This window comes from Marivibrio halodurans (assembly GCF_017963645.1).
Lineage (GTDB): Bacteria > Pseudomonadota > Alphaproteobacteria > UBA8366 > Aestuariispiraceae > Marivibrio > Marivibrio halodurans.
Map to the genome: position 1 here is coordinate 42,788 of NZ_JAGMWN010000004.1, position 15,565 is coordinate 58,352.

At 66.2% G+C, this 15,565-nt stretch carries 16 protein-coding genes and 1 other RNA gene; 11 read left to right on the forward strand and 6 right to left on the reverse strand.

Features of this window, described 5'->3' with window-relative positions:
* Positions 1 to 32: 32 nt before the first annotated feature.
* Positions 33 to 410: a transfer-messenger RNA gene (gene ssrA / locus KAJ83_RS09375) on the forward strand.
* Positions 411 to 697: 287 nt separating this feature from the next.
* Positions 698 to 1,222, forward strand: a complete 525-nt coding sequence (locus tag KAJ83_RS09380; RefSeq protein ID WP_210681808.1) for an SspB family protein — start codon at positions 698 to 700, stop codon at positions 1,220 to 1,222.
* A 213-nt stretch (positions 1,223 to 1,435) separates the two neighbouring features.
* On the opposite strand, the gene KAJ83_RS09385 is transcribed toward KAJ83_RS09380, so the two are convergent.
* Together KAJ83_RS09385 and KAJ83_RS09390 are read right to left on the reverse strand one after the other, a co-directional pair.
* Positions 1,436 to 3,064, reverse strand: a complete 1,629-nt coding sequence (locus tag KAJ83_RS09385; RefSeq protein ID WP_210681809.1) for an acyl-CoA synthetase — start codon at positions 3,062 to 3,064, stop codon at positions 1,436 to 1,438.
* Between the two features lie 51 nt (positions 3,065 to 3,115).
* Complete coding sequence (locus KAJ83_RS09390) at positions 3,116 to 4,105, reverse strand: NAD(P)H-quinone oxidoreductase (protein ID WP_210681810.1); 990 nt, start codon at positions 4,103 to 4,105, stop codon at positions 3,116 to 3,118.
* 119 nt (positions 4,106 to 4,224) lie between these two features.
* On the opposite strand from KAJ83_RS09390, the gene KAJ83_RS09395 reads away from it, so the two are divergent.
* The 3 genes from KAJ83_RS09395 (at position 4,225) to KAJ83_RS09405 (ending at position 6,422) form a co-directional block, all read left to right on the forward strand.
* Positions 4,225 to 4,413: a DUF1192 domain-containing protein gene (locus tag KAJ83_RS09395; RefSeq protein ID WP_210681811.1), complete on the forward strand. Its 189-nt coding sequence runs from the start codon at positions 4,225 to 4,227 to the stop codon at positions 4,411 to 4,413.
* A gap of 45 nt (positions 4,414 to 4,458) precedes the next feature.
* Positions 4,459 to 5,502, forward strand: a complete 1,044-nt coding sequence (locus KAJ83_RS09400; protein WP_210681812.1) for an NADP-dependent oxidoreductase — start codon at positions 4,459 to 4,461, stop codon at positions 5,500 to 5,502.
* A 122-nt stretch (positions 5,503 to 5,624) separates the two neighbouring features.
* Positions 5,625 to 6,422 (forward strand): 3-hydroxybutyrate dehydrogenase, encoded by a 798-nt coding sequence (locus KAJ83_RS09405; protein ID WP_210681813.1) that lies wholly within the window; start codon positions 5,625 to 5,627, stop codon positions 6,420 to 6,422.
* 388 nt (positions 6,423 to 6,810) lie between these two features.
* Here the strand turns inward: KAJ83_RS09405 and KAJ83_RS09410 are convergent, their stop codons facing one another.
* Positions 6,811 to 7,119 carry an AzlD domain-containing protein gene (locus KAJ83_RS09410; RefSeq protein ID WP_210681814.1) on the reverse strand — a complete coding sequence of 103 codons (309 nt, stop codon included), beginning with the start codon at positions 7,117 to 7,119 and terminating at the stop codon, positions 6,811 to 6,813.
* A complete protein-coding gene (locus tag KAJ83_RS09415; RefSeq protein WP_210681815.1) occupies positions 7,116 to 7,862 on the reverse strand; it encodes an AzlC family ABC transporter permease in 747 nt (248 codons plus the stop codon). Before KAJ83_RS09415 ends, KAJ83_RS09410 begins: the two co-directional genes overlap by 4 nt.
* Before the next feature lie 60 nt (positions 7,863 to 7,922).
* Here KAJ83_RS09415 and KAJ83_RS09420 point away from each other — a divergent pair, with 60 nt between their 5' ends.
* From KAJ83_RS09420 to KAJ83_RS09435, 4 genes are all read left to right on the forward strand, one after another.
* Entirely contained in the window at positions 7,923 to 8,471 is a 549-nt protein-coding gene (locus KAJ83_RS09420) for a CGNR zinc finger domain-containing protein (protein WP_210681816.1), read from the forward strand.
* Between the two features lie 241 nt (positions 8,472 to 8,712).
* Positions 8,713 to 10,065, forward strand: coding sequence for an O-acetylhomoserine aminocarboxypropyltransferase (locus KAJ83_RS09425; RefSeq protein WP_210681817.1), 1,353 nt, complete (start codon positions 8,713 to 8,715; stop codon positions 10,063 to 10,065).
* A gap of 4 nt (positions 10,066 to 10,069) precedes the next feature.
* A complete protein-coding gene (locus KAJ83_RS09430; RefSeq protein ID WP_210681818.1) occupies positions 10,070 to 10,888 on the forward strand; it encodes an alpha/beta fold hydrolase in 819 nt (272 codons plus the stop codon).
* On the forward strand, positions 10,885 to 11,370 hold the full coding sequence (locus tag KAJ83_RS09435; RefSeq protein ID WP_210681819.1) for an acyl-CoA thioesterase: 486 nt from the start codon (positions 10,885 to 10,887) through the stop codon (positions 11,368 to 11,370). The genes KAJ83_RS09430 and KAJ83_RS09435 overlap by 4 nt, the downstream gene beginning before the upstream one ends.
* A gap of 22 nt (positions 11,371 to 11,392) precedes the next feature.
* Here KAJ83_RS09435 and KAJ83_RS09440 read toward each other — a convergent pair whose 3' ends face one another.
* Positions 11,393 to 12,274 (reverse strand): alpha/beta hydrolase, encoded by an 882-nt coding sequence (locus KAJ83_RS09440; RefSeq protein ID WP_210681820.1) that lies wholly within the window; start codon positions 12,272 to 12,274, stop codon positions 11,393 to 11,395.
* 142 nt (positions 12,275 to 12,416) lie between these two features.
* Between KAJ83_RS09440 and KAJ83_RS09445 the strand changes: the two genes are divergently transcribed.
* A complete protein-coding gene (locus KAJ83_RS09445) occupies positions 12,417 to 13,709 on the forward strand; it encodes an O-acetylhomoserine aminocarboxypropyltransferase/cysteine synthase family protein (protein WP_210681821.1) in 1,293 nt (430 codons plus the stop codon).
* A gap of 70 nt (positions 13,710 to 13,779) precedes the next feature.
* Positions 13,780 to 14,829: a betaine--homocysteine S-methyltransferase gene (gene bmt / locus KAJ83_RS09450; protein ID WP_210681822.1), complete on the forward strand. Its 1,050-nt coding sequence runs from the start codon at positions 13,780 to 13,782 to the stop codon at positions 14,827 to 14,829.
* A 339-nt stretch (positions 14,830 to 15,168) separates the two neighbouring features.
* Here bmt and KAJ83_RS09455 read toward each other — a convergent pair whose 3' ends face one another.
* Positions 15,169 to 15,564 carry a RidA family protein gene (locus KAJ83_RS09455; RefSeq protein ID WP_210681823.1) on the reverse strand — a complete coding sequence of 132 codons (396 nt, stop codon included), beginning with the start codon at positions 15,562 to 15,564 and terminating at the stop codon, positions 15,169 to 15,171.
* Position 15,565 lies beyond the last annotated feature (1 nt).

Genomic DNA, 15,565 nt, shown 5'->3' on the forward strand with positions numbered 1-15,565 from the left:
CGGTGCAAGCGGTTTCGATACGTCGTCTCTTCGCTCTTCAAATTCCGGGTGGAAGGGCTTATATCTAGCGCGTCGGGCAACCGACTATGACGCTATACGATGTCGTGGAATAAGCGCAGCGGACCCGGGGGCAGTACCCGGCGCCTCCACCATTACCGCCGCCGGAAGGGACACCTTCCGCGCGGCGCGCCATGGGGGCGAACCAGGATCGACGCGCGTGGTAAAGACGGGGTCGGCGTTCGGCATGGTACCACCGTTATCGGGCCATTCGCTTAGATGCGAACGACAACGATGAGATGGTCGCCGTCGCCGCGTAATGCGGTCAAAGCGACGTTCTATCGCAATTCCTAGCCGGTTCATCGCCGGTTAGGTGGGGCTCGGGCGCCGCCTAGCAACAGAAGGCGCCCATATTCCTCCCCCGATTTCACTCCACGGCTCGCCCCCCGCGAAACGGACTGTTGCTAAGCCCCCCGCGATTTGCTTGGCTTCGCTTCCTCGGCGTACCGATTGGGCATACCGATTGGCGCTGGAGCGCGGGAGAATTTGGCGGTAGGCTCGATCCTCCCGCGCCGGACCGGACGGCAGCCCCTTGGCGGCCGCACAATTGGCCGGTCGGGGGCCGATCGGGATCGCGTATCACGGAGACGGGAAAGGTCGCTCGGCTCAGCCGGGCGAAACGGACCGAATGGATGAAGAAATGAGCGAGGATCTCCTCGGCTACAACGAAATGGTGGAGACCGCGATGCGTTCGGTCGTCCGTCAGGCGTTGGAGCGCGCGGCAAAGGGCGGCCTGCCCGGCAATCATCATTTCTACATCACCTTCCGCACCGACCATCCCGACGTCATGATCCCGGACCGGCTGAATCAGCAGTACCCGGAAGAGATGACGATCGTCCTCCAGCATCAATTCTGGGGCCTCGTCGCCGATGACGAAGGGTTCGATGTCGAGCTCAGCTTCAACAAGCGGCACGAGCATCTGCGCATCCCCTATGACAGCCTGATTACCTTCGCCGACCCGTCGGTGAATTTCGGCCTGCAGTTCCATGTCGAAATGGAAGAGGCGCCGAGTCGCGCATCACCGCCCGCCGCCTCCGACGAGAAGGGCCCCGGCGCCGACATGGACCCCGCCACCGGTGTGGACGGCGACGACGCGGGAGCGGAGACGGAACAGGAAGGCGAGGGCGACAATGTCGTCACGCTGGATGCATTCCGGAAAAAATAACCGCCGACGCCCCATGTACCCCGTGTAATACCAAATCCTGTTGATCACGCCCCATGCGGATCGCGTTCGGCTTTCCCCTGAACGGACGGAGGCGGGTAGGAAGGGTGGCGCGGGCGATGCGGGATACCGCCCCGACATATGCGACACGATCCGAGGGCGCGGGAACGCCGCCCCTCCGGTCGTGTTCCGATCACCGAGACTTGGTACCAGGCATCAGCCGTCGCGCGCCTGTTCGCGCAGGACGAACTTCTGCACCTTGCCGGTCGAGGTCTTCGGCAAGGCCCCGAAGACGACCGTTCGCGGACATTTGAAGTGGGCTAGATTGTCCCGGCAGAAAGAGACGATCTCGGCCTCCGTCGCCTCTTCACCGTCCTTGAGGGTGACGAAGGCGCAGGGCGTCTCGCCCCATTTCTCGTCCGGCTTGGCGACGACGGCGGCTTCCAGCACCTTGGGATGGCGGTACAACACACTCTCGACCTCGATGGTGGAGATGTTCTCGCCGCCGGAGATGATGATGTCCTTCGCCCGGTCCTTGAGCTCGATATAGCCGTCCTCGTGCCACACGCCGAGATCGCCGGAATGGTACCAGCCGCCGGCGAAGGCCTTATCCGTCGTGGGCTTGTTCTTCAGATAGCCGCGCATCACGACATTGCCGCGAAACAACACCTCGCCCATGGTCGTCCCGTCCTTGGGCACGGGCGTGCAGGTCTCGCCATCCGCGACGATCAAATCCTCCAGCACCGGATAGGCGACGCCCTGGCGCGCCTTCATCGCCGCGCGCTCGGCCGGCGCCAGCGCGTCCCACTCCTCATGCCAGTCGCAGACCACCGCCGGTCCATAGACCTCCGTCAGGCCATAGACATGGGTGATATGGAAGCCCTCCTCCTCCATCCGTTGCAGAACGCTGGCGGGCGGCGGGGCCGCTGCGGTCATCACCTCCACCCTATGGGGCAGCGCGCGGCGTTCGCCCGGTTTCGCATTGATCACCATATTGAGGACGATCGGCGCGCCGCAGAAATGCGTCACCTTTTCGTCCTCGATCGCGGCGAAGATATTGGCGGCGCTGACCTGTCGGAGGCAGATACTGGTTCCCCCCATCGCCGCCAATGTCCAGGGGAAGCACCAGCCGTTGCAATGGAACATCGGCAGGGTCCAGAGATACCGCGCGCCCGGCGGCAGGCTCCATGTCATGACATTGCCGACCGCCAGCAGATAGGCGCCCCGGCTGTGATAAACGACGCCCTTCGGATCGCCCGTCGTGCCGGACGTATAGCTGAGAGTCACCGCCTGCCATTCGTCGGCCGGCAAATCGTACGCATACGCCGGGTCGCCCCCGGCGATGAAATCCTCGTATTCGACGGCGCCCAGGCGCTCACCCCCCGGGCCTTCCGGATCGTCGATATCGACCACCAGGATATCGCGGTCGGCCTTCGCCAGGGCCGCGCGCATTACCGGCGCGTATTCCGTGTCGGTCAGGAGAACGTCGGCCTCCCCATGTTCCAGGATGAAGGCCACCGTCGCCGCGTCGAGGCGGGTGTTGATCGCGTTCAGCACCCCGCCGGTCATCAAGACGCCGAAATGCGCCTCGTAGAGCGCCGGGATATTCGGTGCCATGACCGCGACCGTGTCGCCGCGCCCGACGCCCCGCGCCGCCAGAGCGGAGGCGAGGCGCCGGCAACGCGCATGGGTCTCCGCCCAGGTGAACCGCCGATGCCCATGGACCACCGACTCGCGGTCGGGATGCACCTGCGCGGTTCGCCGGATGAAGCTGAGCGGGCTCAGCGGTGTGTAGTTGGCGGCGTTCCGGTCGAGCCCGACCTCATAGATCCCATCCGTGGACATCGGCGCATCCTCCTCTATCCTTGGTGACCGCCGACCGGCGGAGCCCGCACCCTAGACGGTCAGCATGATCTTGCCGATATGGGCGGAACTTTCCATCAGCGCGTGCGCCTCCGCCGCCTTCGCGAGCGGGAAGGTCTCGTGAATCAAGGGCTTCACCTTACCCGAGTCGAGAAGCGGCCAGACATGCGCCTTGAGCTCACCCGCGATCGACTCCTTCTCCCGGATCGTCTGCGGCCGCAAGGTCGATCCCATGACGGACAGCCGCTTGGCGAGGACCGGCACGAAATTGACTTCCGCCGTCGACCCACCCAGGAAGGCGATGAAGCAATATCGACCGTCGCGCCGCAGCAGGTCGAGGCCCTTCTGGATATAGCCGTCGCCGACCATGTCGAGGATGACGTCCAGGCCCTCCGTCTCCCCCTTGATGACGGCGGCCCAATCCTCCTGCTTGTAGTCGATGCCGCGATCCGCGCCCATCTCCGTGCAGACGGCGAGCTTATCGGCGGACCCGGCGGTGGTGAATACCGTGGCCCCGAAGCTCTTGGCGAGTTGGATCGCGGTCAATCCGATGCCGCTGGAGCCACCATGGACCAGGAAATTCTCCCCGGCCTTCAGCCGGCCGCGCATGAAGACATTGTACCAGACGGTATAGAAATTCTCCGGCAGGGCGGCCGCCTGGACCAGGTCGTAGCCCTTGGGGATCGGCAGGCAATGCCCGGCCGGGGCCGTGCAATATTCGGCATAGCCGCCGCCCGGCGTCAGGGCGCAAACGCGCGCGCCCACTTGCAGGCCGCTCGCGCCCTCGCCCAGCGCCACGACCTCGCCCGCGACCTCCAGCCCGGGCAACGGGCTGGCGTCCGGAGGAGGCGGATAGGCACCGGCACGCTGCATGCAGTCCGGCCGATTGACGCCCGCCGCCTCGACCCGGATCAACACCTCGCCCGGCTTGAGGGTGGGCAGTGCCGTCTCGATCGGCTTCAGAACCTCCGGGCCGCCCGGCGCGGAAATCTCGACGGCGTTCATCTTCTCGGGCAGGGGCATGGCGTCCTCGTTGAGTTTTTGGTTGGCTGTTCGGCCTGCATATAAGAATCTGCGGGGCGTCGAGACAAGCGGTCCGACAATCGAACCGAATGCGACACGCGGTAAGCGGGAGCAGACCGATGGCGATCTTCGATGACGACGAGCCTCCGAAGCCCAAGGGCCTCGTGCCGAAGGATCTCGACGCGATGTCGATCGAGGCGCTGGACGAATATATCGCCGAATTACAGGCGGAGATCGAACGGGTGAAGACCAAGATCGCCGCCAAGCGGGATGCGCGCGGCGCGGCCGAAGGATTCTTCAAGGGCTGAACGCCGCACCGGAATGCGGATTACTGGGAAACGAGGGAGAGAAGTATGAGCGATACGAACCATGCCTGGGTTCTGGCCAGCCATCCGGACGGGATGCCGGCCAAGAGCGACTGGCGGATGGAGGAAACACCGCGCCCCACAGCCGGCGATGGTCAGGTCCTGGCGCGCGCGATCTATCTGTCGGTCGATCCCTATATGCGCGGGCGGATATCCAAGGCCGCCAACTATGCCGCCGGCGTCGGCATCGGTGATGTCATGCAGGGCGGCGCCGTCGCGGAAATCGTGGAGAGCAACCATCCCGACTGGAAGGCCGGGGATATCGTCGAGACCATGGGATTCGGTTGGCAGCAATGGGCCGTGCTCGACCCCGCGACGCAAGGCGCGAACGGGCTGCGCCGGGTCGCCCCATCGCTGGGACCGATCCACGCCTATCTCAGCTACCTCGGCATGCCGGGCGTGACCGCCTGGATCTCTATGGAGCAAATCGGCAAGCTGGCGGAAGGCCAGACGGTGCTGGTTTCCGCCGCTTCCGGGGCGGTCGGCCAGGTCGTCGGTCAGATCGCCAAGGACAAGGGCGCGCGCGCCGTCGCGATCGCCAGCACCAAGGAGAAGCTGGACTGGTGCCGGGATATCGGCTTCGACGCCGGCATCAATTACCGCGAGCGGGCCGGCGACCTGCCCGACGCGGTCAAGGAAGCCTGCCCGGACGGCGTGGATATCTATTTCGACAATACCGGAGGGCCCATCCATGACGCAGCGATGAAGAATCTGGCGCTCAATGCGCGGATCATCATCTGCGGCATGGTCTCGAAGGCCGATGCCTTCGACGAACCGGACATCGGCGAGCGGCCCATGCGCCGTCTTCTCGTCGCCCGCGCGCGGATGGAAGGCTTCCTCATCTTCGATCACATGGACCTCTGGGACGAGGCGCGCCGGGCCCTGGCGACCATGGCGGCCGACGGGCGCCTCAAGTTCCGTACCGACACGTTGGACGGTATCGAACAAATGCCCCAGGCCTTCATCAACCTGCTGACCAGCCAGAACTTCGGCAAGCAGGTCGTACGCGTCTCCGACGATCCGACGGCATGAACGATGCCGCGCCGCGGGTCTTGACGGTCCGCGGCGCGGCACCGACCTAAAGGGGGTATGTTGCGGCGCGGCATGAAGGCATGACGCGCGGGTTTCCGCGAACCACGGAGGAGAAGGACGACATGCCGACAGGCAAGACGCTCGACGGCAAGGCGGCGCTCGTCACCGGATCGACCAGCGGTATCGGCCTCGCCATGGCGCGTGCGCTGGCGATGGAGGGCTGTTCGGTCATGTTGAACGGCCTCGGCGACGCGGCCGAGATCGAGAAGACCCGGGCCGCGTTGGAGCGCGAGAGCGGCAGTGCCGTAAAATTCCACGGCGCCGACATGACCAAGCCGGAGGAAATTCGCGACGCGGTGGCGGAAACGGCCAAGGCCTTCGGCGGCTTGCATATCCTGGTCAATAACGCGGGCATCCAGCATACCGCGCCGATCGACGATTTCCCGGAAGGCAAGTGGGACGCGATCATCGCGATCAACCTATCCGCCGCCTTCCACAGCACGAAGGCCGCCCTTCCCCACATGCGCGAGGCCGGTTGGGGCCGGATCGTCAACACCGCCTCCGCCCACGGCTTGGTCGCCAGCGTCAACAAAGCCGCCTATGTCGCCGCCAAGCACGGCATCATGGGGCTGACCAAGGTCACCGCCCTGGAAACGGCGGAGGAGCCGATTACCTGCAACACGATCAATCCGGGCTGGGTGCGCACGCCGCTGGTCGAGGCGCAGATCGAGGCCCGCGCGAAGGAGAATGGCACCTCGGTGGAGGAAGAAGCGCTAAAGCTTCTCTCCGAAAAGCAGCCATCCAAGAAATTCACGACGCCGGAGCAGTTGGGCGGCGTGCTCGTCTTCCTTTGCTCGGACGCGGCGGAGCAAATAACCGGCGTGCCGATCACCGCCGATGGCGGATGGACGGCGCAATAGCATGAAAAAGCGCGTGGCGAGAATTTTTCGCCATTAACGCTTCCTTTACGACTTTCGTACTAGTTTGACAGTGTCAAGTGACCCCGCCCCCCAGGCGGGTTACCGCGGATACCCCTCCCGCGGATGGCACTCTGACCCCCTGTTCAACTTCGAGCCGCCTCGCGCGGCTCGTTTTTTTTGAAGGGCCGACAAAAGGACGTATCGCCCTTATACCAAATCTTGTTGATCATGCCCCATGGGGATCGCGTTCGGCTTTGGTCGGGTAGGAAGGCCGGCGCGGGCGATGCGGGCGATGCGGGGCATCGTCAAGCCGCGCTGACGCCCTCCGAGGGAAGCCGAACGCGACCCGAAGGGCGGCCCCATGGGTCGTGATCAACAAGATTTGGTATTATCCGAGCATCCCGGTCCAGCCCGCCGCCACCGCGAGTCCGGCGACCATCGCCGCGACAGGGCTTCGGGTCACCAACATGACGACCGCGGAAACCGCGACCGCCGCGACCTCGCGCGGGCCGCGCTGGGCCAGCCCGGCGGCGACCAGGGCGGCGATAACGGACACCGCCACGCCGTCCAGGAACCGCTCGACCCAACCGGTGATGGGCACCGCGCGCATGATGAAGGGACCGCAGAGGCGGCTCGCCAGCGTCACGCCCGCGATGAGCAGAATAATACCCCAGACCTGGAACTCTCCACCGCTCATCGGGTACGTCCTGCGATATCGCGCCCACCGGACACCGCCATCACGACGCCACCGACCAGGGCCGCGACCAGGATATCCCAGCCCTGCGGCAGATGTCCCTGCAGCAAGACCGCGGCGGCACAGGAAAGCGCGACCGGGGCCCAATAGCGGCTGGCCTTCGCCTGCCCCGCGACCAGGGCCGTGAAGAAACACAACATCACGACATCGACACCATAGGCGTCGAGGGACCCCAGCGCCTTGCCGCCCAACACACCGATCGCGGTTCCCAATGTCCACATCGCCCACAAAGCGAGGCCACCCCCCAACAGCCGCCCCATATCGCGCTTTCCGTTCAGGAAGGCCGCATAACTGTCGGCGAAATTCGGATCGGTCATGAAGAGCAGGGTCAGCATCCGGCGCCCCGGCGGCAGCGCGTTGATCCAAGGGGAGAGGACCGCCCCCATCACGACATGTCGCGCATTGACCGCGAGCGCGACGAGCGCCAGGGACAGGAATGGAACCGACGGGGAGAGAAAATCCAGGCTGGCGAACTGAGCGACCCCGGAGAAGGCCAGCAAGCTCATCCAGATCGCCTGTTCGGGCGTCATGCCATGCTCCGCCGCCGTCACACCGAAGGATACACCGAAAGGCACGACGAAAAGCGCCACGGGCAGAAGCCCGCGCGCGCCCCGCAACACGCCGCCGCCGGTCAATGTCACGCCATTGGCGAACGTCGCCCCCGCCTCTGTCTGGAAGTCCTTCATGGAAGGGGTTAGACCGTGCGCCCCCTTGCCTGTCAACCACTATAACGGTTAGGTTGAGGAATGACCTATGCGACCGGACATCCGGTGCGCGCCGTGGGCGGGCGCCTCATTCTGGACTTCGTCAACACGGCCGATTGGACCGCGTCGGGCACGATCGCGCATGAGAAGATCGAGAGCACGGACGACCTTGCCGTCTGGTTGCGCGCCCTGGGGCTTGGCGAGGCGCGCCCATCCACCTCCCTCCCCGAATTGATTCGCGCCCGCTTTCTGTTTCGCCAAGCCCTGACGACGGGCCGGATTTCCGGCGATCTCGGCGATCTGCTGACGCGAAGCCGCGCGCCCTGCGCCGTTTCGGGCGGCGACCTGCATCGGCAGGCGTCGCGGCGCCCGTTGCTCGATCTGTTCGCCGCTTCCTTCCTGTCCATCGGCGCCGACGCGCGGGAAACGGCACGTCTCAAGATTTGCCCCGGACGGGATTGCGGCTGGCTTTTCATCGATGAAACCCGCAATGCCCGGCGCAAATGGTGCGCCATGGAAACCTGCGGGAACCGAGCGAAGGCGACGCGCCATTACGATCAGCACCGCAAGACCCGATCAGCGCCTGCCTGATCAGCCCTGAAGGAGTACGGGGGGTAAGCGCCGGCCCACGCAAGCGAAGCGAGTTGACGCCTCCCCGACCGCTCGCTATCGTTCCCGCTGTCAACGCAAGTTGGACAGGGGGAACAGGGAACCGGGGCGAACTCGGTCTCGAATTCCGACAGGGTCGCCGGTGAGCGCGAGAGAGCGCTTCGGCGGCCCTGTTCGTTTGGCCCCCATGTTTCGGCCGTAATTCGAGAAGGCGCCCCACGCCATGGCAAAGCCGCCCTTCCTTAAGTTCGATACCCGCACGCTACATGCCGGCCAGCAGCCGGACCCGACCACGGGCGCGCGCGCCGTGCCGATCTATCAGACCACCAGCTACATGTTCGACGATGTCGATCACGCGGCGGCGCTGTTCAATCTGGAGCGACCGGGGCACATCTATTCCCGCATCTCCAACCCCACCGTCGCGGTGCTGGAGGAGCGGCTGGCGAGCCTCGAGGGCGGCGTCGGCGCCATCGCGACGGCGAGCGGCCATGCCGCAGTCTTCCTGGCCATCGCCACGCTGATGGGCCAGGGCGGGCATATCGTGGCGAGCCGCGCGCTCTATGGCGGGTCGATCAACCTGTTCCTGCACACACTGCCGCGCTTCGGCATCACGGCGACGCTGGTGGACCCGCGCAAGCCGGAGGAATTCGAAGCCGCGATCCGGCCGGAAACCCGGCTCGTCTTCTCGGAGCTGATCGGCAACCCCAATCTGGACATCCTGGATATCGAGGCGGTCGCCGAGGTCGCGCATCGCAACGGCTTGCCGCTGATGATCGACGGCACCTTCAACACGCCCTATCTCTGCCGGCCGTTCGAGCATGGCGCCGACCTGATGATGCATTCGCTGACCAAATGGTGCGGTGGACACGGCATCGTCATGGGCGGCGCGCTGATCGACGGCGGCACCTTCGACTGGTGGGGGCAGGCGGAGAAATGGCCGACCCTGACGGAACCCTACGCCGCCTATCACGGCATCGTCTTCGCGGAGGAATACGGCCCCGCCGGTTTCATCATGCGCGCGCGGGCGGAGGGAATGCGCGATTTCGGCGCCGTTCTGCCGGCGCAGAGCGCCTTCTACCTGCTCCAGGGGTTGGAGACGCTGCCGCTGCGCATGGACCGCCATGTCGCGAACGCCGAGAAGGTGGCAACCTTCCTCGCCGCGCACGAGGCGGTGGAATGGGTCAACTATCCCGGCCTGGAAAGCCATCCGGACTACGCGCTGGCACGGAAGTACCTGCCGAAGGGCGCGGGCTCGATGCTGGCCTTCGGGGTCAAGGGCGGGCGCGAGGCGGGCGCCGCCTTCATTCAGTCGGTCGAGATATTCAGCCACCTCGCCAATGTCGGCGACGCGAAATCGCTGGTCCTGCATCCCGCCTCCACCACGCATCAACAGATGACGAAGCAGGAATTGAAGGCCGCCGGAATCGGCGACGACCTGATTCGCGTCTCCGTCGGGCTGGAGGATATCGAGGATCTGCTGGCCGATCTCGATCAAGCGCTGAAACGCGCCTTGAAGGCGACCGGCGCCCGTGACGGAAAGAGCGGCGGCGGGAAGAACGGCGGCGGAAAGGAATAGGCGCATGATCATCGACATCGACGGCCGCCCCGTCTTCGCCAACACCGGTGGGCGCGATATCGACCCGTCGGCACCCGTCGCGCTGTTCGTTCACGGGGCCGGCGGCGATCATTCGGTCTGGGGACTGCAGACCCGCTATATCGCCCATCACGGGGCGGGCGTACTGGCCCTGGACCTGCCCGGCCACGGTCGGACGCCGGGGCCCGCCTTGACGAACATCCCCGCGCTTGCCGAATTCCTGGAGGCCGCGATCGACAGGGCCGGGCTGGTGCAACCGGTCCTGGTCGGCCATTCGATGGGCGCGCTTTCCTGTCTGGAGGCGGCGGGACGGCTCGGCGATCGGTTGAAGGGACTGGCATTGTGCGGCGTCGCGGCGGAAATGCCGGTGCATCCCGCCCTGCTCAAGGCCGCGGCCGAGGACACGCCGGCGGCCGCGCGCATGATCGCCAGTTGGGGCCATGGCGGCCCGGCCCATATCGGCGGCAATCCGGCGCATGGGATTTCCGCCCTGATGACCGGAATCCGGTTAATCGAGCGGACGCCGGGCGAGGTTCTGCATGCCGACCTGAAGGCCTGCGCCGATTATGCCGGGGCGCTGGCGGCGGCGGCGAAGGTCGCCTGCCCCACCGCCTTGATCCTGGGGAAGCAGGATCGGATGACCCCGGCCAAGGCCGCCCGCCCCCTCGCCCAGGCGATCGCGGGGGCGCAGACGGTGATCCTGCCCGCCAGCGGCCATATGATGATGGTCGAGGACCCGAACGGCGTGCGCGCGGCGCTGGTGGATCTTCTGACACGTATCGGCGCCGGGACGCGCGCGGCATGAGCGACGGCCCCCAACCCGCGCCCACCCACACCGCGCCCACCCTGCCCGAGCCCACCCTGCCCGCGCGCGGCGACTTCCCGCATTTCCTGTCGATCCCGACCCGCTGGATGGATCAGGACCCGTACGGGCACGTGAACAATGTGCAGTATTATTCCTTCTTCGACACGGTCGTGAACGAGCATCTGATCCGGGAGGCTGGGCTGGACGTTCAGGCCACGCGCGAAATCGGGCTGGTGGTGGAAACCAAGTGCCGGTTCCTGAAGGAAATCAATTTCCCCCAGACGATCCATGCCGGTATCCGGGTCGCGAAACTCGGCACCCGGTCGATCACCTATGAAATCGGCTTGTTCCGGGACGAGGAGACGGAGGCCGCCGCCTTCGGCCATTTCGTCCACGTCTATGTCGACCGGGAGACGCGCAAGAGCGTCCCCATCCCCGAACGCGTCCGCGCGGCGGTCGCCCCCCTGGTGGTCGCGGGGTAATCAAGGGCGGCCGATGCCCCCCTTAAAGCCCGCGCACCCAATCCGCCAACCGGGTGGCGAGCGGGTCTTCCCCTGCCTCGAACGGATGGCTGAGCGCGAGGAGCGGGCCGATATGCCCCTCCCCCTCGCGCAGGGATAGCGTGACCGGCACGCCGCGTGCGTCCAGCGCCTCGGCCAGCTTTTCGCTGTTGATCGGATAGACGGTATCATCCGCCACGCCGTGAATCAGGACGGTCGGCGGATCATCCGCGCTGGCGTGCAGAAGGGGTCGGCCACGGGTTTCCGTATCGGCGACGGGCGCGAAGACCGGGCGTGTCTTGTCATAATCCATCGGATCGATGGAAACCGGCCCGGACAGCGCGATCAGACCCGCCCGCGCCGTCGGCGGCACACCGGCCGCCTCAAGGAATGTCGGGTCGAGGGCGATGGCGGCGGCCGTATGCGCGCCGGAACTGTGTCCCATCAGGACGACCCGCTCGCTCAGACCATGATCCGGCGCGATCTCCATGAGGCGCGCCACCGCCCGCGCGCCGTCAGCCGCGAAGGTCGGAAACCGCACCGCCGGAAACTTGCGATAGCCGACGACGGCGACGGCTAGCCCCCGGCTGGCGAAAGCCTGACCGATGAAGCGATAGCCTTCCTTCGTGCCGCTGCGCCACGACCCGCCATGGAAGAAGACCAGGGTTGGCACGGCGCCCGCTTCCCGCCCCTGCGGAAGATACAGGTCGAACCGCATCGCCGGGTCGTCGCCATAGACGACATCCGCGAGCAGCCGGTAGCCCGTCTTCGGCACCAACGTGTCGAGCGCGCCCAGCGGCGAGCACGCGGCCAGCGCCAGCGTGGCACCAAACAGCGCCAGCGGGGTTGAAAGGATACGGCGGAGGCGGGGGCGGGGACTAAGCATCTTCACCTAATGCCATACGCCCGAACCGCCCGTGCGGATCAAGACGGAGACGGGCGGCGCGCACCCCGCCCGATACGCTCGACCCGTGCCGCGCACTCCGCTAAAGCAGGGTGCGGGACGCACAGCCGGGAGGATCGCCATCATGGCGGAGAAGCGATACGGGTTCGAGACGCTGGCGCTGCATGCCGGCGCGGCGCCGGACGCCACCACCGGCGCGCGGGCGACGCCGATCTATCAGAATACCTCCTATGTCTTCGATTCGGCGGAGCATGCGGCCTCTCTCTTCAATCTGCAGGAGCCGGGGTTCATCTATTCCCGCCTGACCAACCCGACCGTTTCCGCGCTGGCGGAACGCTTGGCCGCGCTCGACGACGGCGTCGGCGCGGTGGTCACGGCCTCCGGCCATTCGGCGCAGATCCTGGCGCTGCTGCCCTTGATGATGCCGGGCGACCATATCGTCGCGGCCGACAAGCTCTATGGCGGCTCGATCAACCAGATGGGCCATACCTTCAAGAAATGGGATTGGCACGTCAGCTTCGCCGACGCGACCGACCCGAACGCCTTCGCGCAGGCCATCACGCCGCGCACCAAGGCGTTGTTCGTCGAATGCCTCGCCAATCCGGGCGGCGTGGTGGTCGACCTGGAGGCGATCGCCGATGTCGCGAAGGCCCACGACCTGCCGCTGATCGTCGACAACACGATGGCGACCCCCTATCTCTGCCGGCCGTTCGATTGGGGGGCCAGCCTCGCGACCTATTCCACCACCAAGTTCCTCCAGGGCCAGGGCGTGGCGCTCGGCGGGGCGGTGGTCGACAGCGGGCGTTACGACTTCGCCAAGCCGGAGAAATTCCCCGCCCTGGCCAAGCCGGCGCCGGAATATCACGATCTGATCTTCTGCGAGACCTTCGGCGACCTCGCATACACGATGTACGGTCAGGCCGTGGGACTGCGCGACCTGGGCCCGACGCAACAGCCGATGAACGCGTTCCTGACGCTGCTCGGGATCGAGACGCTGCCGCTGCGCATGGACCGGCACTGCCGGAACGCGCTCGCCGTCGCCCGGCACCTGGAGGGGCACAAGGCGGTGAAGCGGGTGAATTACGCGGACCTGGAAAGCTCCCCCTATCACGGGCTGGCGCGAAAATACCTGCCGAAGGGCGCCGGGTCCGTCTTCACGATCGAACTCGCCGGTGGGTTCGAGGCCGCGAAGACCCTGGTGGAGACGGTCGAACTGTTCAGCCATCTCGCCAATATCGGGGACGCGAAATCGCTGGTGCTGCATCCCGCCTCCACCACCCACAACCAATTGACGCCGGAACAGCAACGCACCGCCGGCGCGGGACCGGAACTCGTCCGCCTGTCGATTGGGCTTGAGACGGAAGAAGATTTGTTGGAAGACCTCGATCGCGCGCTCGACCGGGCGGCGCGCATCTGACAAATTTCCCGTCGTTCGTCGTTTCCACGTTCATCTATCCGCGACCCCTAGCCAGAAAGAGCCGCGCGCCATGGCCGAGACCACCGAGAACCCCTTCCTTCGACTGCTGGCCGAGCGCACGCATCTGATCGCGGACGGCGCCATGGGCACCAACCTTTTCGCGCGCGGCCTGCAAAGCGGCGACGCGCCCGAACTCTGGAACATCGACCATCCCGACCGGGTGCGCAGCGTGCACCAGGAATTCGTCGATGCCGGCGCGGATATCATCCTGACCAACAGTTTCGGCGGCAATGCCTATCGCTTGAAGCTGCATGATTCCCAGGACCGGGCGTTCGAACTCTCCAAGGCCGCGGCCGAGCGCGCGCGGGAGGTGGCGGACGCCACGGACCGCCCGGTGATCGTCGCCGGCTCCATGGGCCCGACGGGGGAATTGTTCCAGCCGGTCGGCCCGCTCAGCCACGAGGACGGCGTCGCCGCCTTCGCCGAGCAGGCGCGCGGCCTCGTCGCCGGCGGCGCCGACATCCTTTGGATCGAGACCATGTCGAGCCGCGAGGAAGCCGCCGCCGCGGTCGAGGGCGCGGCCTCCACCGGCAAGCCGGTGGTCAGCACCATGACCTTCGACACGGCGGGCAAGACGATGATGGGCCTATCGCCGGAAGACGCCTACCAGCAGCTTTCCACCCTGCCTGTCCGCCCGGCCGCCATCGGCGCCAATTGCGGCCTGGGCGCCACGGAGAACGTGCTCTCCATCACCCAGATGGCCGGTGTCGTGTCGCCGGATGCCGTCATCGTCGCCAAGGCGAATTGCGGCGTGCCGGAATTCAAGAACGGCGAATTCCGCTATACCGGCACGCCGGAGCTTATGGCGGATTATGCCCGCCTCGCCCGCGACGCCGGCGCGCGCATCATCGGCGGGTGCTGCGGCACGGACGGCACGGTGCTGAAGGCGATCCGCGACGCCCTCGACGGGTACGAGCCCAAGGGCGCGATCCCGACCATGGAGCAGATCGTGGAAAAGCTCGGCCCGCTCGCCGGCGTCACCGACCGCCCCGCGCACGGCCACGCCCACGGCGCGGCGGAGGGCGAGGGCACCGGCCGTCGCCGCCGTCGCCGGGGGTAAGGCGCGAAGTTGGCACTTCCTGCCCCGTCCAACGGACAGGCCCCGCCACCCGCTCATATCCCCATCGGGCCAACCCGCCTCATGCATGACAAGGTGAATTTGCTGTCTCGCCTGTAGGGAGGACAGAATTGACGTTTACGTAAACGTCAGTTGGCATATATTGGCTGATGCCTATACCCGGTCGAAAATGGGCATCGGGATGATCAGCCGGATGATTTGACGGTACGTGCGCGGCCGAGAGCGAGAGAGGTCGCGGGACATTCCGGAACGCCCCGGCACTTGGATCGCGGCCGAGATGAAGCCCGAGCCGGCGCGCCCCGATCGAGATGCTTCGCCGCCTCAGTCCACGACCGCCGTCGTCTCGATCTCCACCTTGGCGCGATCCTCGACCAGCCCCGCCACCTGCACTAGCGCCATCGCCGGGAAGACCTTGCCCAGGATATCGCGATAGGCCTGCCCGACCCCCTTCAGATTGGCGAGATATTCCTGCTTGTCGGTGACGTACCAGGTCATGCGGGCGATGTGCCGGGGCTCCGCCCCGCCCTCGGCAAGGATGGCGACGGTGTTCTCCAGGCATTGGCGGACCTGATGGACGAAATCGTCGCTCTCCCAGCCATTGACCGGGTGCCAGCCGACCTGCCCCGCGACGAAGATCATCCGGCCGGTCGCCGCGGTGCCGTTGGAATAGCCGCTGGGACGCGGCCAACCGGCGGGATTGAGGGGGGTGACGGTCATG